Here is an 18,913-nt window from a genome sequence, read left to right on the forward strand (position 1 = left end):
GCCGGGATCCCCGATTCTCGCGGGTCGTCGCGTCAGAAGCCGTGGCTGAGCAGGGTCGCGCCTGCGCCCGCTCGCAGCGCGCCGAGCGCCTCGCGCTCGTACTCGGGCATGCGGTCGGGGAGGGCGTCGAGGTCGAACCAGGCGAGCTCGGCGCACTTGCGCGGCTCGAGGATCTCGGGCTCCCCCTCCCACTCGTCGCACACGAAGAACCAGTCGACGCGCTGCTCGATCGGGTCGTCGGTGCCGTCCGTGCGCTGCATGACAGCGACCGGCGTCAGCGTCGGGGCGGCGAGGGCCACCCCGAGCTCTTCGCGGACCTCGCGGATCGCGGCGTCGGCGGCGGTCTCGCCGAGCTCGATGTGGCCTGCGGCGCCGGCGGCCCAGCATCCGTCCATGTAGCCGGTGTTCTGACGCAGCTGCAGCAGCACCGCCCCGCCGCGGCGGAGATAGACGTACGAAGAGGGGACGACGGAGAAGCGGGCCACGGCGACCCAACCTACCGTCAGCCGAGCGCGGCGACGTCGGTGAACAGGGCGTCGGCCCCCACCTGCCCGCCCTTGAGGAGCAGCTCGAGTCCGTCGATCGCGGGGTCCGCGGCGTGCGCCCGCAGCAGCACGACGTTGCCCCACGGGTTCGCGGCGATCGAGAGCGACTCCACGCCGAGCAGGCGCGTGACGCGGCTCGACGTGTCGCCACCGCACACGATCACGCGGCGTGCCGCTGCGTCGCGGGCGACGGCGGAGATGACGGATGCTGCCGCCTCCGCGATCATCTCGAGCACGGGGCGGTCGCCGGCCGAGGTCGCGTCGGCGTCGTCCGACGTGAGCACGACGCCGCGCCCGGCGCGCAGCGCGGCGATCACGTCGGGCACGACGGCCTCCCGCGCAGGCCCGCCGAGGGGCAGCGGCTGCACCAGCCAGCCCGCGGCGGCCGCGGCATCCGCCTGCCTCCGCGTCTGCGCCGAACGGCTGCCCGACACGACGAGCACCGGCCCGGCCGAAGGGGTGGATGCCGGGATGGTCGGGCCGCCGCGCGGGTTCGCCGCGGCGATGCCGTGGGAGAGACCGCCCGACCCGATCGCGAACACCGGAGCGGGAAGCGCCGCGACAGCCTCGCCGACCGTCACGAGGTGCTCGTCGGTCAGGGCGTCGAGGACCACCGCCGACTCGGCGGAGCTGCGCAGCAGCGCCCCGAGATCGTCGAAGGCGACGAGCGGGATGGAGCCCACGGGCAGGTCGGTCTGGCGGCCGATGTGGACCGCGAGGTCGGCCTCGGTCATCGGCGTCGAGGGGTGGTGCGACATCGTCGGCTGCCGGTCGAGCCGGTAGACCGTGCCCCGCTCGGCGGCGAAATGCTGGCCGAACAGCGTGTACCGGCCGAAGTCGGGCTGAGCGAACAGCATCGGCACCGGGCGCTCGCCGAACGATGCGCGCGCGAGCTCGACGACGCGGCCGAGACTGCCCACACCCGGCGCGGAGTCGGCCGTGGAGCACGCCTTGTACTGCACGATCGCCGGATCGAGCTCTGCGAACGCGGCGAACACCGGGCGCAGCTCGGCGTCCATCTCGTCGGGCGCGAGGGAGCGCGAGATGCCGGCCACGCCGACCACGTCCACCTCGTCCGCCGCGCGACGCAGGGTGGCAGCATCCGGGAGTCCCGTGAAGAGGCGCCCCGTCCAGCCGCGCCGCGCGAACTGCAGGAGCGCGTCGACGCTGCCGGTGAAGTCGTCGCCGTAGAACGCCACGGCGCCGCGAGCGGCTCTAGGCACGGACCGGACCGAAGAGCTCGGCGGCCCGGCGGAGCGCGGTAGAGCTCTCGTAGGCGTCTTCGATGCTCTCGCCGCGTGCCGCCGAGGCCCACGCGTCGCGCATGCTCGCGACGCCGGCTGCCGCGCCGTCGGGATGACCGTGGATGCCGCCGCCGGCGAGCACGAGGAGGTCGGTCGTGCCGACCGCGGCATAGGTGGCGTGCGCGAGCCCGCCCCACTGTCCTGACGACAGCACGGGGAGCGTCGGCGTCAGGCCGAGGAGGGGCTCACGCACCGCGGCGATGGAGTCGAGCACCTGTTCGTCCGTCTCGTAGAACTTGTTGCTGATGCCGTTCGTGTGCAGGTGGTCGGCGCCGGCGAGGCGCGCGAGCTTCTGCCACGCACGGAACCCTATCCCGACCTGCTCGGAGCGCCCGAACGAGCCGAACATCGCACGGTGTCCGTGGATCGGCACGCTGCTGTGGCTGCGGAGGAACTCGAGGCCCGGCAGGCCGATGAGGTTGATGCAGGCCATCACGCACGTGCCGCCGGCGGCCACCACGAGGTCGTGGTTCGCCTCCAGCCGCCCGATGTCGTCGGTGATGTTGAACGCGTACATGGGCTTGCGGCCGGTGCGGTCGGCGTAGCGCTCGAGCACGGGCATGACCGCGGCGACCCGCGCGGCCAGCGGCGCGCTCGGCCCGTTGCCCTGCAGCTCGTCGTCCTTGATGAAGTCGATGCCCGATTCGGCCAGCTGACCGACGACCTCGGCGAGGTCGTCGGGGGACAGGCCGATGCTGGGCTTGACGATCGTGCCGATGAGCGCGCCCTCGGGGCGCCCGACCAGCCGGCGCGTGCCCTCGACCCCGAACGCGGGACCGGGGTAGCGCTCGGCGAACGCCGGCGGCAGCTCGAGGTCGACGAGCCGGATCGCCGCCAGCTCTTTGATCTCGAAGAGGTTGCCGGCGACGGCGGCGAGCAGGTTCGGAAGCGACGGGCCGAAGTTGTCGAGCGGGAACCGCAGCCGCAGCCGTGCGCGTCGCCGCAGCGCCGGGTCGCCGACGGCTCCCGGCAGGGGCGAGGCGCCGGTGAGGGGCAGCTCGTCGAGGGATTCGACCTGGGCGGCGAAGCGCGCGCGCAGGTCGTCGGACTCGCGCTCGACGCGGACGAACGTGCCGGTGGACTGCTCGCCGGCGAGCACCTCGGCGGCCTGCCGCAGGGGCAGCGAGGTCTCGATGACGTACGTCGCGATGACGTGCGGGGACGTGAAGGATGACGAAGGCATGCGCGTCACCAGACCAGCGGGAGCCAGACCGACATCTCGCCGGCACCGCGATTGCCCCACGCGAAGTAGGGGATCAACCGCACAGGTGCCGTCGCGAGCGCGGTGTCTGCGAGGTCGTCGTACAGCGCGTCCTCGTCGGACCCGGGAAGGATCACCGCCTCGGTCTCGAGGGCGACCACACGGTGGCCGGCGACTTCGGCCTCGGCCGGGGTCAACGCCGCGCGGCGCCGGAGCGCGACCTGTTCGAGCACGACCCCCTCGGGAAGATCGGCGGTCTCGACGCAGTACACGACAGGTCCGCGGCGCACGGCGACCTGGTTGGTCGCCTCCTCCGCGAGCCGATGGGCGCGCAGCACCCGCACCGGCATCGGCAGCGTCAGAGCGACGACGTCGCCGGCCCGCCACTCGCGCTCGATGCGCGTATACGTCCCCGGCTCGGTCACCGCCACCGCGGCGCCGTTCACCGTGAGCGTCGCGCCCGACGACCAGCCGGGGATGCGGAGGTGAAGGGGGATGCCGCCGGCTGCGGCATCCGTCACGGTGAACGTGATCTGCTCGCTCCAGGGGTAGTCCCCGTCTTCGCGCAGGGCGAGACGGCGTCCGTCGCCGGACGTCACGTCGAGCGCGCTGCCGCCGTAGAGGTGGACGAACACGCCCTCGTCCCCGATCGACGCCGCGCGCTCGTGGAACCGTGCGAGCGTGCGCGCGATGTTGGGCGGGCAGCAGAAGCAGCTGAGGTACGGCTCGCGCAGTCGCTCGTCCGACGGCGGGGGCGCCGGCACCGGGTGGAGGGCGGTGTCGCCCGGCCGGCGAAGCGGATAGGGGAGGTCCCGCACCTGCCGCAGCGCGTTCGTGTAGAAGTACTCGGAGCCCGCGAGGCTGATGCTCGACAGGAGGCTGTTGAAGGCCACCTGCTCGATGACGTCGGCGTAGGTCGCGTCGCCCCTGAGCGCCAGCATCCGCTCGCCCCACAGGATCAGGCCGATGTTCGCGCACGACTCGTTGTGCGCGGTCGTGTGGGGCAGCTGGTACGCGCGACCGTAGGCCTGGTGCACGCGGCTGATCTGGTTCTGCCACGGCGAGCCGTCGGGGGAGGCCCCGTCGTAGAGCGCGCCGGCACCACCGGTGATGTACAGCTTCGTGTCGACGACGTCGCGCCACAGGTTCTCGAGCACCGCCTCGAGCTCCTCGTCACCGGTCTCGGCGACGAGGTCGGCGAGACCCGCGTAAAGGTAATTGGCCCGCACCGCGTGGCCGGCGACGACCGTCTGCTCGCGGACGGGGACGCGGTCCTGGTTGTCGTCGCCGCCCTCGAAGTCGTCGCGGACGCGGATGAACGCCTCGGACAGGCGCAGGTACTGCTCGTCGCCGGTCGCGCGGTAGAGGTCGATGACCGCCATGTAGTGCGACGGGCAGATGGCGCTGCGGGCGAGCTCGAGCGGCTTGTTGGTCGCGAGGTCCTCGAGGAAGGCCGCCGCCTTGCGGGCGGCGTCCAGCAGGGTGGTCGACCCCGTCACCTCGTAGTGGCGGACGCCGGCCGTGATGAGGTGGCCGAGGTTGTATGTCTCGAAGTTGAAGCGGTCGGCGAGCGCCAGCACGTCCTCGTGGTTGCGCGTCGAGATGATGGTCGGCGTGTGGAGGTAGCCGTCCTCGCGCTGGACCGAGGCGATGAGCCGGGCGATCTCTTCGATCCGGGCGGCGAGCTCGGGGTCGGGGTCCGTCTCGAGGCGCGCGATGGCGGCCTCGAGCCACTTGTAGAAGTCGCCGTCCATGAAGGGCGGTCCGGCGTGCGCGCCCTCCTCGAGTCCTGCGGCGATGCGGAAGTTGGTGAGCCCGGCGCTGACGGCCGGGTCGCTCAGGGAGGACCAGATCTGGGGGATGGTGACGTCGCGCGTGCGGTCGTGGACGTCTCCCCAGAAGCCGCTCGCCCAGCGCGCGCTGTCGGCGCCGAGGGGTCGCAGCCGGGCATGGGCCCTGGTCGCGGTGGTGGCGGTCATCGTCGTTCCTTCCGAGTGGCGTTCAGTCTCGTGCTGGTCGCTGCGTCGCGGCAAGCCTGGGCTGATCCGAGTGAGAGGAGACAGCTCTGCAACTTCTCGCAATGCTGCATGGAAATGCAGTCTAACCCCTGAATCGTCTCAAAGTGAATAGAATTTCAGTACTGACTGTTGACACACGTCGAAATCGTGCCTACTGTCGTGCTCGTACCTTTCACCCGCATGGTCGTCGTCAAGGAGGACGCTATGAACACCCGCAGCAACCGCCGCCGCATCGCGGCGCTGGGAATCGCACTGGCCGCGGTGCTGCCGCTGGCCGCCTGTGCCGGTAGCAGCGCGCCCGACACCGGATCGTCGGAGGGTGGCGGCGCCGGCGCCGGCGGCACCGATCCCGAGACCTTCACCGTCATGACGGCGAACGAGAACCCGGTGCTGGAAGAGCAGCTCACCGCTCTCTCCGAGGGTGCCTGCAAGGCCGAGAACGAGGCCCTGCCGCTCGAGCACCAGAAGGTGGCCCAGGCCGACACCGTTCAGAAGGTGACGCTCCTCGCCAGCCAGGGCGCGCTGCCGACGCACACCATCGCGGGCACCGCGCTCATCCGCCCCGACGGCGACCTCAACGCGGCCGGACTGGTCGGCGACCTCAAGGCCGCGCTCGAGGGATCCGGCGCGTGGGACAACGTGCTCCCCGCGGCGGCGTCCACCGTCGAGCAGGTCTACGGCGGCATGTACTCGATGCCGTACCAGTACAACGTCGAGGGCATCTTCTACAACAAGGAGATCTTCGCCGACAACGGCATCGAAGAGCCCCAGACCTGGGACGACCTCCTCGACGCCTCCGCGACACTGCAAGAAGCCGGCATCACGCCGATGACCGAAGCCGGTGCCGCCGGCTGGCCCCTCACGCGCATCATGGGCATGTACATCTTCCGCAACGTCGGCCCCGACGCCATGGCAGCCGTCCGCGACGGCGACGCCCAGCTGACGGAGCCCGAGTACGTCGCCGGCGCGCAGGCGCTCGCGGACTACGCCGAGGCCGGCTACTTCGGCGAGGGCTTCTCGACGCGCGACGGCGACACGTCCTCGAACATGTTCCTCACCGGCAAGGCCGCGATGACCTACGACGGGTCCTGGCTGCTCAGCGCGATCAACGACCCCGAGCGCAACCAGATCGGCGGCGAGAACGTCGGCTTCATGCCGTTCCCCGAGGTCGACGGCGGCGCGGGCTCGATCGACCAGTACGCCGCGAATGCCGGCGCTCCGATGATCATCAACGCCGAGCAGTTCGGCCCGAAGGTCGTCGACTGGGTCAGCTGCATCGCTGAGAACTACGGCCAGCAGGCGCTGCAGGACGCGGGCGTGATCTCGGGCTTCGAGGTCAACGGCGACGTCACCGACATCTCGGAGAACACCGCGGAGATCCAGGAGCGGATCGCGGGCATCGACCAGACCGTACTGTGGTTCGAGGCGCTGATGGACTCGAAGAGCAACTCGCTCGCCTCGACCAACGCGACGCTGCTGACGACCGGCCAGATGACCGCCGAGGACTACATGGCCCAGCTCCAGGCGAGCATCGACGCCAACGGCTGAGACCCCGTACCGGCTCCCCGGGCACCCGCCCGGGGAGCCGGCTCTTCGAGAGAGAAAGCAGTTCGCAGATGAACTCGATCTTCGGAGATCGGAAGACGATCTTCATCCTGCTAGCACCGGCCCTGGTGCTCTACACCCTGCTGAAGGTGGTGCCAGTCGGCTGGTCGCTCGGCCTCTCCTTCTTCGAGGGCAACTCGCTCCGCGGGTTCGAGTGGGTGGGCGTCCAGAACTTCATCACCTTCTTCAGCGACCCGAACGCCCTGCAGTCGATGTGGGTGAGCGTGTTCTTCGCGATCGTCGCCACGATCGGCCAGGTCGCCCTCGGTTACGGCCTCGCGCTCCTGTACGTCTTCGTCCTGCGCAAGGGCTCGACGCTCGTGCGGACGTTCGTGTTCTTCCCGACCGTGCTCCCGACCGTCGCCGTCGCGCTGCTGTTCCGCAGTTTCGTCGCCGTCGGCGAGAACCAGGGACCGGTCAACGACATCATCAACTTCTTCGGCGGCGAGAGCGTCGAGGTGCTCGCCTCCACCGTGGGCACGATGACCCTCGCGATCCTCATGACGCTGTGGAGCTCGATGGGCTTCTACGCCGTCCTCCTCTACGCCGGACTCCTCGACATCCCCGAAGAGGTCATCGAGTCTGCCCGTCTCGACGGCGCCAACGGCCTGAAGCTCGTCCGCCACATCGTCGTGCCGCTGTCGCTGCCGATCCTGCTGTCGTCGATCATCTTCAGCCTCAACGCCACGCTCAAGGTGTTCGACAGCCTGCTCGCCCTCAACGGCGGCGGACCCGGCACGTCGACCGCGCCGATGACGCTGTACATGTACCGCACCGCCTTCGAGTACGCCGAGTACGGCTACGGCTCGACGATCGCCGTCCTCCTCACCGCGCTCTGCCTGGTGTTCACCCTGGCGATCTTCCGATCGTCGCGCCGCAAGGCGGAGGTCTGACATGACTCTGACGCACACCGACAAGCCTGCGTACACCGTCGCGACCCCGACGGTCCGGCGGCCCAGCTCGGGCCGCGCCCGGCGCACCGCCGTGAAGGCGCTCCGTCGGCTGCCGGTCTGGATCCTCGTCGCCGTCCTGATGGTCGTGGTGCTGTACCCGCAGATCTGGATGGTGCTCGGCTCGTTCAAGACGCAGTCCGAGTTCCTCTCGAACCCCGCGCTGTCGCTGCCCGAGACCTGGAACTTCGACAACTACGTCGCCGCCCTCACCAACGGCAACGTCGCTCGCAACTGGCTCAACAGCGTCCTGGTGACGATCCCGTCGGTCATCTTCATCGTCTTCATCGGCGTCGCCGCCGGGTACGCGCTCGAGGTGATGATCTGGAAGGGCCGCAACGGCGTCCTGCTCTACATCCTCGCGGGCATCATGGTGCCCGGTCAGATGATCCTCGTCCCGCTGTTCATCACGTACTTCCGCATCGGCATCACCGACACGCTGTGGCCGCTCATCATCACCTACACCGTGATGGGACTCCCGCTGACGACGTTCCTCATGGCGACGTACTTCCGGTCTGTGCCGCGCGAGATCTTCGAGGCCGCGACCGTCGACGGTTCGGGCCCGCTGCGATCGTTCTTCGTGATCGGCGTCCCGATGATGAAGAACGCGATCCTCACGATCGGCCTGGTGCAGTTCTTCAGCGTGTGGAACGACCTGCTGATCGCCCTGACGTTCACGACCCGTCCCGAGCTCGCGACGATCCAGGTGGGCCTCTTGAGCCTGAGCGACGAGTACGGGTCGACGCAGTACGGTCCGCTGTTCGCGGCCGTCAGCATCAACATCGTGGTGCTGCTGATCCTGTTCCTCACGCTCAACAAGAAGATCATGGCCGGCATGTCCGGCGGCGCCCTCAAGGGCTGAGAGCTGAAAGGCTGGGTGCATGAGCTCCTCCGCGCCACGCATCGCGTTCCTCCACACCGGAGCCGTCAACATCGCGCCGTTCGGCGCACTGGCGGCGGAGTTCCTCCCCGGTGCGACTGTCGTGAACTACCTCGACGACCGCATCGTGGCCGACCTCGGCGACGAGGCGCGTGCGGACTCGGTGCCCGAGCGCATCGGCGACCTCGTGCGCGCGGCGGCGGCCGGGGGAGCGGATGCCGTGATGTTCACGTGCTCGTCGATCTCCGAGCTCGCCGCTCCCGCCGCCGCGGCGGCCGGCGTGCCCGTCCTCCGCGTCGATGAAGCGATGGCGGATGCTGCGGTGCGCAGCGGTCGCCGCATCCGCGTGCTCGCGACCCTGCCGACGACGTGCCGTCCGACCCTGGGTCTGCTGCAGGAGCGCGCGGCGCTCGCCGGCGTCGAGCCGGAGTTCACGAGCGAGGTCATCGATGGCGCGTTCGCGGCCGTCGCCGGCGGCGACCGCCCGACCCACGACCGCCTCGTCGCCGCCGCCATCGAGCGCGGCGCTGCCGAGGCCGACGTCATCGTGCTGGCTCAAGCCTCCATGGCCTCCGCCGCCGAGGCCGTGTCGGTCGCTGTGCCGGTGCTCACGAGCCCGCGCCTGGGCGTCGAGCGCCTGGCACAGTCCCTCGCGGCGCGCTGAGACCCCGCGGCGCCTCCGCGGCCCTGCGCCGTGCGTGCGCGTTTCGCGTCCTCGTTTGAGGACGGGAGCCGGAACGAGGATGCCTCAGCCCTGGACCGCCCTCATCTCGGCCCTCATCCTCATTTGAGGAGCACTGGCTCGGGATTTGAGGAGTGCTGGCTCGGGCTCGGGCTCGGGCTCGGGCTCGGGATAGGGCTCTGGCTCGTGCTCGGGCTCGTGCTCGTGCGCGCTCGGGCCTCGTCCTCATTTGAGGAGCGCTGGCTCGGGCTCGTGCTCGTGCGCGCGCATCGGGCGGGGAGATCGACCCCGGTCAGTCAGCGGTCGGCGAGGGCCTCGGCCGAGCGCAGGTCGGTCACGAGCGTCGTGACCCAGTCGCCGGCCAGGGCGCCGTGGATCGCCTCGAGCTTGCGCTCGCCGCCGGCGATGCCGACGCGGCGAGGAATCCGGCGGAGGTTCTCGACGGTGATGGCGATGATGCGGTCGTCGAGCGCGCCGCGCACCAGCGAGCCGTCCGCGCGGAAGATGCGGTGGCAGATGTCGCCGACGGCGCCCTCGTCGAGGAGGGCCTGACGCTCCTCGGCGGCGAAGGCGTTGCCGCTCGCGGCGAGGGCGTCGGAGGGTTCGATGCTGCCGATGCCCATGATCGCCATCGTGAGCTCGTTCCAGTGGCGCGCGACCTCCTGCATCGAGGGGTCCTGCAGCAGGCTGTCGCGGATCGCCGGGTCGCCGACGACGCCCGGAGCCTGCACGTAGACGGGTTCCGCGCCGAGCGTGCGCGCGAGTTCGCCGAGCAGCCGGTTCGAGTGGCTCTGCGCCTCCGGGGCGCCGACGCCGCCGAGCAGCTGCACGACCTCGGTCGCGCCGCGCACCGTGAACGGGCGCATGCGATCGACCATGGCGAGGATCGTCTGGCTCCACGATGAGACGCCGATGCGGTCGGCGCCCGAGAGGGTCGCCTCGAGGTACGCGGCAGCGCCCGCCCCGAGCGAGGCGAGCAGCTCGCCCTCGTCGGCCTCAGGGTCGACGTCGACGACGACGGCCTCGGCGAGGCCGTACTTCTCCTCGAGCTGCTCCTCGAGCTCGGCGTAGACGCCCGGGGCGACGGTGACGATGGTGCGCACGATGCCCACGGATTCCGCCCGCTTGAGCAGACGGGAGACCTTCGCCTGTGAGATATTGAGCGCGGCCGCGATGTCGGCCTGTCGCACGCCGCGCTCGTGGTACATGCGCGCGACCTTCGTGAGCAGGCGTACCTGCCCGTCCGCGGGCCGGGTGTAGGGCGTCAGGGGCACGGCGTCTCCGTTCGTGGCGATCCCAGGTGTATTCGGATTCGCTAACGAAAGGATATTCACTCTCCGCGCAGAACGCCAGCCCCGAGGGCGGGGGATTCTCACGGCGACCGGGGATTTCGGATGCCGCGGGCCGCAGCATCCGAAATCCCACACGGTCAGCAGGGGACCGGACTGTGGATCAGGCGGGGACGACGGCCTCCGCCGGCAGGGGCACCACGCGGGTGTGCGTGCCCGGAGCAAGGGTCTCCTCGTCGGCGCCGTCGAGGTCGAGCACGGCCTCGGCGCCGACGGGAACCGTCGCCTGGACGTGGAGCTGGCCGTCGTCGATGCGCCACGAGATCGCCGCCTCGCCGTACGCGGTGAGCTGGCGCGCCGAGGCGGACGTCAGCCCGCCGCCGGGGCGCGGTGCGAAGCGGATGCGTCGGTAGCCGGGGGCGTCGGGGGCGAGCCCGCCGATGACCCGGTGCATCCAGTCGGCGACGGCGCCGAGCGCGTAGTGGTTGAACGACGTCATCTGCCCCGGGTTGACGGTGCCGTCCGGCAGCAGCGAGTCCCACCGCTCCCACACCGTCGTCGCACCCTGCTCCACCTGGTAGAGCCACGAGGGGCACTCGCGCTCGAGCAGGAGGTCGTACGCAGCCGCGACCTGGCCGCCCGAGCTCAGGGCGTCGGAGACGAGCGGCGTGCCGACGAAGCCCGTCGCGATGCGGTTGCCCGCGGCGTGCACGAGGTCGGCGAGGCGCGTGGCCGCAGCATCCCGTTTCACCGGATCGGTGATCAGGTCGAACTGCAGGCCGAGCGCGTACGCCGTCTGGGCATCGCTGGTCATCGTGCCGTCGGCGTTCACGTATGCGGCCTCGAAAGCGGCGACAACCTGGTCGGCGAGCGCGTCGTAGTGCGCCCGCTCGTCGGCGAGCCCGAGCACCTCGGCCATGCGCGCCACCGTCCGCGCCGACTTCGCGAAGTACGCGGTCGCGACGAGGTAGCGGTCGGTGAGGGCGTCGGCGGGGTCGTCCGGCGGAGCGGCCGGGTCGAGCCAGTCGCCCAGCTGGAAGCCCGAGTCCCAGAGCCGCGAAGGCCCTGCGAGGCGCTCGAGCAGGTCGACCCAGCGGTGCGCGCTGTCCCACTGGGCCTGGAGCACGCCCACGTCGCCGAACCGGTCGTAGAGGGTCCATGGGAGCAGTGTCGCCACGTCGCCCCACGCGGCGCCCGGACGCATCGGCGTCCACGCCTTGTCGGCGGGGATCACCGGTACGTACCAGGGCACGGTGCCGTCGGGCAGCTGCTCGATCGCGAGGTCCTGCAGCCACCCCGAGAGCATGCCCGAGACGTCGTAGAGGGTGGAGGCCGTCGGCCCGAAGACCTGGATGTCGCCGGTCCAGCCGATCCGCTCGTCGCGCTGCGGGCAGTCGGTGGGGATGTCGACGAAGTTCCCGCGCATGCCCCAGCGCACGTTCTCGTGGAGGCGGTTCAGCGCCGGATCCGAGGACTCGAACCAGCCGGTGCGCTCGAGATCCGTGTGGTAGACCCGGGCGACGAGGGCTCCGGCGGCGGCATCGGCGTCGAGGTCGCCCGGCCAGCCGGTGACCTCGACGTAGCGGAAGCCGTGGAAGGTGAAGCGGGGTTCCCACTCCTCGACCTCGCGGCCCGCGAGCGTGTAGTTGTCGGTCGAGCGCGCGGCGCGGAGCGGCCGCGTGTAGATCTCGCCGTCCTGCATGACCTCGGCGGTGCGCAGGCTGACCGTGGTGCCGGCCTCGCCGGAGACCCGGATCCGCACGCGGCCCACCAGGTTCTGGCCGAAGTCGAGGATGCGCGAGCCGCTGGGCCCGGTCAGCACCGCGACGGGGTGGACCTCCTCGGTCGAGCGCACCGGGGGAGCGGTGGGCGCGACGAGCGTCGCGGGATCGCGGTGGCGCTCCTGCACTCCCTCCCACGCCGAGTCGTCGTAGCCGGGGGTGGACCAGCCGGGCAGCTCCTCGCGTGCGTCGTAGTCCTCGCCGTCGTAGATGCCGCTCGCGAGGATCGGGCTCGGCGCCGAACGCCACGAGTGGTCGGTCGCGACGATCTCGCGGGATCCGTCGCTGTAGGTGAACTCGAGCTGGCCGAGAAACGACTGATCGTCGCCGTACAGGTTGCGAAAGCCCCCGCGCCAGCCGAGCCGCCCGCGGTACCAGCCGTCGCCGAGCCACGCGCCGAGGGCGTTGGGGCCGGGCGTCACGAGGTCGGTCACGTCATACGTGTAGTACCGCAGGCGCTTGCCGTACACGGTCCAGCCGGGGGAGAGCGTGTCGTCGCCGACCCGGGCGCCGTTGAGCTCGGCCTCGTACACGCCGTGCGCGGTCGCGTACAGGCGGGCGCGCACGAGCCCCTCGCGCACGTCGAAGCCGCGGCGGACGAGCGAGGGGCGCCGCTGGTCCGACATCGGGTTCTCGTTGCGGGTCGCCCCCACGGGCCGCGCGACCCAGTCCGAGGGCTCGAGCAGCCCGGCCTCGAGGACGGTGGGGACGGATGCTGCGGACCACGCGCCGTCCTCACCGCGCACGCAGATCCGCACCGAGACGATCTCCCGCGAGCGCAGCGGTTCGGCGGGCCACGCCACGAGCACCTGCTCGCCGGAGTCGACGACGTAGGTGGTGACCTCGCCGCCCCGGTCGACCTCGACCGAGTACGAGGCCTGCCGCCAGCCGGCCGGCGCCGAGCCGACGCGCCACGAGAGCCGCGGCATCCGCTCTCCGATGCCGAGCGGCTCGCGATGGTGTTCGATGCGGGGTGCGTCGACGATGACGGACATCGGGGTCCCTTCCGAGAGAACTGAAACGTTTCGGTTTCAACGTGTACAGTGAGTGTCGCACCGAATTCGAAACGTTTCAAGCTGCGGTCGAGGTGCGAGTACACGGAGGTACGACATGAGGATCGGCGTCACCGGCAGCGGAGGCAAGCTCGGGCGGGCCACGGTGGAGCGGCTGCGCGCCGACGGCCACGTCGTGTCGGGCTTCGACCTCGCAGGTACACCGGGCCCCGGCTTCACGCGCGTCGACCTCACCGACTTCGGCCAGACGCTCGACGCGTTCCTCTCGGTCACCGCGCGCCATGACGGGCTCGACGCCCTCGTGCATCTCGCGGCGATCCCGGTGAACGGGCTGGTGCCCGATGCGGCGACCTTCCACAACAACGTCACGGTGTCGTTCAACGCGCTGTTCGCCGCGCATCGCGCCGGCGTCCGCACGATCGTGCTGGCGTCGAGCATCACCGCGATGGGCTTCCCCTTCGACGAGGCGCCGCCGTCGCTGCCGGTCGACGAGACGTACACGAGCGCCAACAACACCTATGGCCTCGGCAAGGTGGCGGAGGAGGCGATCGCCGCCCAGCTCGTGCGATGGACGCCCGAGACCTCGATCACCGCCCTCCGCTTCACCAACGTGGTCGCACCCGACGAGTACGCGACGTTCGAGAGAGCCGCCGAGCCCGGCTACCGCCGTGACCTCGTGGGCTCGTGGGTCGATGCGCGCGACGGGGCGCTCGCGGTCGCCCTGGCGCTGGAGGCCGCCGAACCCGGGTTCGAGGTGTACAACGTCGCGGCGCCGGAGTCCGGCAACGCGCAGCCCTCCCGCGAGGTCGCCGAGCGCTGGTTCCCCGGCACCCCCGTCGCCTCCGACCTCGGCGAGTTCGAGTCGCTCATGTCGACCCGCAAGATCCGCGATCGGCTCGGGTTCGTCGCCGAGCACGACTGGCGCTGACATGTCGCGCCCCGGCATCCGCCAGGTGGCCGCCCGCGCCGGTGTCGCGGTGGGGACGGTCTCGGCCTACCTCAACCACCCCGACCGCGTGTCGGCCGAGCGGGCGCGCCGCATCGCCGAGGCGATCGACGAACTCGGCTTCGTGCCGTCCAGTGCCGGCCGCCAGCTGCGCCTGGGCGTGAGCAGCCTCATCGGCTACCTCTCGCCCGACGTGAGCAACCCCCACTTCAGCGAGATCGCCCAGGAGGTCGAGTACCGCGCCGAGCGGCTCGGCATGACGGTGTTCTTCGCCCACTCGCACGGCGACCGCGAGCGCGAGGACGCGTACCTCGAGGCCTTCGAGCAGCGCCAGGTGCGCGGCATCCTGGTGTCTTCGTTCCAGCCGATCGAGGCGAGACTCGCCGCGATGCGCGAGCGCGGCACCCCCTCGGTCCTCGTCGGCCGGCGGGCGTGCGACGACCTCCAGCCGTCGGTGTCGATCGACGACGTCTCGGGCGGACGGCAGGCGGGCGAGCACCTCATCGCGATCGGATGCCGCCGCCTCGCCTTCGTCGGCGGTCCGCTGCCCGTGCAGCAGGTGGCCGATCGGCTCGAGGGGGTGCGCAGCGCGGCGGCGGCAGCATCCGTCGACGCTCCCGAGGTGATCGAGGTCGCCGAGCGGTCGATCGCGGTCGGGCGCGCGATCGGCGCGGCGCTGGCTGCGCGCCCCACGGCCCAGCGCCCGGACGCCGTGTTCGCCGCCAACGACGTGCTCGCGCTCGGACTGCTGCAGGCGCTCGTGGCCGGCGGCGTCTCGGTGCCCGGCGAGGTCGCGCTCGTCGGGTACGACGACAACGAGTTCGCCGAGGCGTCCCTGATCCCGCTCACGAGCGTCCGCGCGCGTCACGACGACTTCGGTGCGGCCGCGGTCGACCTGCTGTTCGAGGCGATCGAGCACGGGACGGGCCCGCGCTGCGGCGCCACGACGCAGCGCGTCTACGAGCCTGAGCTGATCGTGCGCGAGAGCTCGCGCCGCGCGCACTGAACCCCCGCCTCACACGGATACGACGTCGAAGGAGAATCCCCGTGTCCTCAGCGCTGCGCGCTCCCCAGTCCGAGCTGTACCGCCCCGTCGAGCTGGCCTTCAGCGGCACCGACGTGATCCCCGCGGACCGCACGCCCGTCACCGTGCACGCGCGGCATGGGGCATCCGGAGCCGAGTGCGTGGTCCCCGGCTTCTGGGACGGCGGCACCACCTACCGTGTGCGGTTCGCCCCCGATCTCGAGGGGGAGTGGTCGTGGACGAGCGAGAGCACGGATGCTGCGCTCTCGGGCCGGTCCGGCTCGTTCGAGGTCGTGCGCGCCGGCGACCACGGGCCGGTGCGCGTCGCCCACCGCTTCCACTTCGCGCACGCCGACGGCACGCCGTTCCGGCCCGTCGGTGCGACCGCCTACAACTGGCTCCACCAGGACGAGCCGCTCTTCTCGTCGACCGTAGACGGGATCGCCGGGGCGGGCTTCAACAAGCTCCGCTTCATGGTGTTCCCGCAGGGCGGCGGGTACATCGAGCACGTCCCGACGCTCATGCCGTTCGAGAAGACCGACGGGCGCTGGGATGTCACCAAGCCCGTGCCGGAGTTCTTCCAGCGCCTCGACCGCGCCGTCGAGGTGCTCGGGCAGCGCGGCATCCAGGCCGACGTGCTGATCTACAACGCGTACGACCGCGGCCAGTTCGGGCTGAACGAGCTCACCGAGCAGGAGGACGCGATCTACCTGCGCTACCTCGTCGCGCGGCTCGCCGCCCATCCCCACGTGTGGTGGTCGCTGTGCAACGAATTCGACCAGCTCGAGCGCCCGGACGACCGCTGGGATCGCACCGGCGAACTGCTCGCCGAGATCGACCCGTACGACCACCTCCGCTCGATCCACAACTGGATCGAGCTGTACGACAACAACCAGCCGTGGGTCACCCACGCCTCCATCCAGAACGGCGCGGTCACCACCGACTTCGGCCGCGCGAACCTCTACCGCGACGTCTACGGCAAGCCGGTCGTGCTCGACGAGATCAAGTACGAGGGCGACATCCCCGACCGCTGGGGACACCTCGACGCCGAGCAGCTCGTGCACCAGTTCTGGATCGCCACGGTCGCCGGCACGTACGCGTCGCACGGCGAGAGCTTCGTCACCGAGTCGGGGAGCCTCCACATGGTCGAGGGCGGACCGCTGCGCGGCGACGCGCCGGCGCGGCTCGGCTTCCTGCGCGAGATCCTCGAGGAGGTCGACGGCGCGGGCCTCGACCCGATCGACAAGTGGGACGACCCGGCGTATGTCGCCGGCATCCCGCGCCGCCTCTACGTGCAGTACCTCGGCGCCTCGGCACCGGCGACGTGGGACTTCCGCCTCCCGATCGGCTTCCCGGGCGAGCGGCCGGAGCCCGGCGACCGGTTCGAAGTCGACGTCATCGACACCTGGAACATGACCGTGACCCCGATCGGCCGGACCTTCACGCTCGACGATGTGCAGCGCAACGACGCCTACGATCGTGCCTCGGCCCCGGTCGAGCTGCCCGAGGGCGAGGCGCTCGCGCTGCGCATCACGCGGGTCGGGGACTGAGCCGTGGCATCCGTCGATCGCCTGCGCGCGTGGCGGGGCGGCCCGCGGCTCGGCACGGCGTACTACAACGAGTACCTGCCCGATCCGGACCGGCTCGAGACCGACCTCCGGCTGATGACGGGTGCCGGGATCACGTGCATCCGCGTCGGCGAGTCGGTCTGGTCCACGTGGGAGCCCCGCGACGGCGAGTTCGACCTCGACTGGATGACGCCGATCCTCGATGCGGCCGAGCGCCACGGGATCGGCGTCATCCTCGGCACCCCGACCTACGCGGTGCCGCCGTGGCTGGCGCGGGCACACCCGGAGCTCGCGGTCGTGCGCCGCGACGGCTCGCCGGTGCCGTGGGGCGGCCGGCAGGAGGCCGACTACACGTCGGAGCTCTTCCGCGGCTACGCCGAGCGGGTGATCCGTGCCGTCGTCGGCCGCCACGGCCGACACCCCGCCGTGATCGGGGTGCAGCTCGACAATGAGGCGGGCCTGCACCTCATCCACAACGACGACGTCGTGCAGCGCTTCCGCGAGTGGGTCGCCGAGCGCTACGGCGATGTCGAGACCCTCAATCGGGAGTGGGGACTGACGTACTGGTCGCACCGCATCGCCGACTGGGACGAGCTATGGGCGCCGGCCGGCAACACCACGCCCGCCTACGACCTCGCGTGGCGCCGGTTCCAGGCGGAGCTCACAACGGAATTCATCGGGTGGCAGGCCGGCATCGTCCGCGAGCTCGTCGACGACGACACCTTCCTGACGACGTGCATCGCCTACCAGCGCCCCGCGATGGACGACGTCGCGGTCGGCGCGCAGCTCGACATCGCCAGCGGCAACGCCTACTACCTCGCTCAGGACGCGCTCGACCTCTCCCTGGAGGGGGCGGGCGGGAACTGGTACGCCGACGATGTCCCGCAGCTCGTGCTCATGGCCGACCGCATGCGCGCCACGACGCAGGGGCCGTTCCTCGTCACCGAGACGGGTGCCGCGTCGATCGGCCCGGCGTGGCTCACGCGCCCGCCCTATGACGGGCAGCTCGCGCAGGCGGCCTGGCTGCTGGTCGCGCGCGGCGCGCGGCTCGTGTCGTACTGGCACTGGCACACGCTGCACTCGGGCGCCGAGGTGCACTGGGGCGGCATCCTCGGGCACGACTTGTCGCCAGGGCGTGTCTACGACGAGATCTCCGGGATCGGCCGCCAGTTCGCCGCGGCGGCGGAATGGCTGACGGATGCTGCGCCCGACGCCGACCTCGTGCTCCTGTCCGCGCACGACAGCGAGTGGATGATGGCGTTCGAGCCGCCGCTCGCGGCAGGGGCCGAGGGGGACCGCGGTTCCTACGCGCGGATCGTCGGAGCCTTCGGCCGCGCCGCGATCGATGCCGGGCTGCAGGTCGGGTCCGTCAACGAGCGGCAGCTGCCCGAAGCCGACGAACTCGTGCGCCGCTACCCGGTGCTCGTGGTCGCAGGGCTGGTCGCGGCATCCGATCCGACCCTCGAGACCCTTGCGGAGTACGCGCGTCTCGGCGGCCGGCTCGTGCTGGGCCCGCGGACGGGGTACGGCGACGACGAGGGCCGCATGCGCGCGGCGCTCGCGCCGGCGATCGTAGGTGCCGCGGCGGGCGTGGGGTACCGCGAGTTCGCCTCCCTCGCCGCGCCGGTCGACGTCGTCCAGGGTGGCGAGGTCGTCGGGAGCGCCCGCGGCTGGGTCGACGGGCTCGAGCCTGACGGAGCCGAGGTCGTGCTCGGCTACCGGCACGAGCTGTTCGGACGATGGGCGGCCGTGACGCGACGGGACGTCGGCGCGGGCTCGATCACCGTGGTGGGCTCGCTCCTCGACCGTGCGACGCTCGCCGAGGTGATCGGCGACGTGGCAGGATCGCCCGACGGGATCCTTGCGGCGCGGCCGAGCTCCGTCACGGCGCACTCCCTGACGGGAGAGCGGGGCCGTATCTGGGTCGTGCACAACTGGTCGGCCGAGCCCCGTCCCGTCGTGCTCGGCCGGGCTGCAGCATCCGTCCTCGACGACGCGGTGTTCGCGGCGGGCGCCGAGGTGTCGCTCGCCCCCTGGGACGTCCGCGTCTGGCGCGAGGCCTGACCCGCGCTCAGGCCAGGTCGGCCCGATGCGGCGGATCGTGCGT

General features: G+C 71.2%; 14 protein-coding genes. 8 read left to right on the forward strand and 6 right to left on the reverse strand.

The genetic code is table 11. The features are described from left to right. Positions 1-32: 32 nt before the first annotated feature. From AC3A46_RS09995 to AC3A46_RS10010, 4 genes are read right to left on the reverse strand one after another with little or no spacing between them, the layout of a single operon-like run. The gene (locus tag AC3A46_RS09995; protein ID WP_487665047.1) at positions 33-485 is read right to left on the reverse strand and encodes an NUDIX hydrolase; all 453 of its coding nucleotides are present in this window, start codon (positions 483-485) and stop codon (positions 33-35) included. Positions 486-502: 17 nt separating this feature from the next. Continuing rightward, complete coding sequence (locus AC3A46_RS10000) at positions 503-1,768, reverse strand: four-carbon acid sugar kinase family protein (protein ID WP_487665048.1); 1,266 nt, start codon at positions 1,766-1,768, stop codon at positions 503-505. Then, positions 1,761-3,032 carry a RuBisCO large subunit C-terminal-like domain-containing protein gene (locus AC3A46_RS10005; protein ID WP_487665049.1) on the reverse strand — a complete coding sequence of 424 codons (1,272 nt, stop codon included), beginning with the start codon at positions 3,030-3,032 and terminating at the stop codon, positions 1,761-1,763. Before AC3A46_RS10005 ends, AC3A46_RS10000 begins: the two co-directional genes overlap by 8 nt. Before the next feature lie 5 nt (positions 3,033-3,037). Continuing rightward, complete coding sequence (locus tag AC3A46_RS10010; protein WP_487665050.1) at positions 3,038-5,029, reverse strand: glycoside hydrolase family 127 protein; 1,992 nt, start codon at positions 5,027-5,029, stop codon at positions 3,038-3,040. Between the two features lie 168 nt (positions 5,030-5,197). On the opposite strand from AC3A46_RS10010, the gene AC3A46_RS10015 reads away from it, so the two are divergent. The 4 genes from AC3A46_RS10015 (at position 5,198) to AC3A46_RS10030 (ending at position 9,167) form a co-directional block, all read left to right on the forward strand. Beyond that, entirely contained in the window at positions 5,198-6,616 is a 1,419-nt protein-coding gene (locus AC3A46_RS10015; protein ID WP_487665051.1) for an ABC transporter substrate-binding protein, read from the forward strand. Positions 6,617-6,684: 68 nt separating this feature from the next. Beyond that, a complete protein-coding gene (locus AC3A46_RS10020) occupies positions 6,685-7,566 on the forward strand; it encodes a carbohydrate ABC transporter permease (RefSeq protein ID WP_056371812.1) in 882 nt (293 codons plus the stop codon). A 1-nt stretch (position 7,567) separates the two neighbouring features. Continuing rightward, positions 7,568-8,485, forward strand: coding sequence for a carbohydrate ABC transporter permease (locus AC3A46_RS10025; protein ID WP_487665052.1), 918 nt, complete (start codon positions 7,568-7,570; stop codon positions 8,483-8,485). Between the two features lie 19 nt (positions 8,486-8,504). Next, a complete protein-coding gene (locus AC3A46_RS10030) occupies positions 8,505-9,167 on the forward strand; it encodes an aspartate/glutamate racemase family protein (protein WP_487665053.1) in 663 nt (220 codons plus the stop codon). 314 nt (positions 9,168-9,481) lie between these two features. Here AC3A46_RS10030 and AC3A46_RS10035 read toward each other — a convergent pair whose 3' ends face one another. Further along, positions 9,482-10,459: a sugar-binding transcriptional regulator gene (locus tag AC3A46_RS10035; RefSeq protein WP_487665054.1), complete on the reverse strand. Its 978-nt coding sequence runs from the start codon at positions 10,457-10,459 to the stop codon at positions 9,482-9,484. 178 nt (positions 10,460-10,637) lie between these two features. Further along, a complete protein-coding gene (locus AC3A46_RS10040) occupies positions 10,638-13,250 on the reverse strand; it encodes a family 78 glycoside hydrolase catalytic domain (RefSeq protein WP_487665055.1) in 2,613 nt (870 codons plus the stop codon). A 115-nt stretch (positions 13,251-13,365) separates the two neighbouring features. On the opposite strand from AC3A46_RS10040, the gene AC3A46_RS10045 reads away from it, so the two are divergent. The 4 genes from AC3A46_RS10045 to AC3A46_RS10060 are packed head-to-tail and all read left to right on the forward strand — an operon-like array spanning position 13,366 to position 18,870. Further along, positions 13,366-14,196 (forward strand): NAD-dependent epimerase/dehydratase family protein, encoded by an 831-nt coding sequence (locus AC3A46_RS10045; RefSeq protein WP_487665056.1) that lies wholly within the window; start codon positions 13,366-13,368, stop codon positions 14,194-14,196. Position 14,197: 1 nt separating this feature from the next. After that, complete coding sequence (locus AC3A46_RS10050; protein ID WP_487665057.1) at positions 14,198-15,220, forward strand: LacI family DNA-binding transcriptional regulator; 1,023 nt, start codon at positions 14,198-14,200, stop codon at positions 15,218-15,220. Between the two features lie 41 nt (positions 15,221-15,261). Then, a complete protein-coding gene (locus tag AC3A46_RS10055; protein ID WP_487665058.1) occupies positions 15,262-16,788 on the forward strand; it encodes an apiosidase-like domain-containing protein in 1,527 nt (508 codons plus the stop codon). 3 nt (positions 16,789-16,791) lie between these two features. Beyond that, the gene (locus AC3A46_RS10060; protein ID WP_487665059.1) at positions 16,792-18,870 is read left to right on the forward strand and encodes a beta-galactosidase; all 2,079 of its coding nucleotides are present in this window, start codon (positions 16,792-16,794) and stop codon (positions 18,868-18,870) included. Positions 18,871-18,913: the final 43 nt, after the last annotated feature.

This window comes from Microbacterium sp. Soil_C_42, assembly GCF_057656735.1.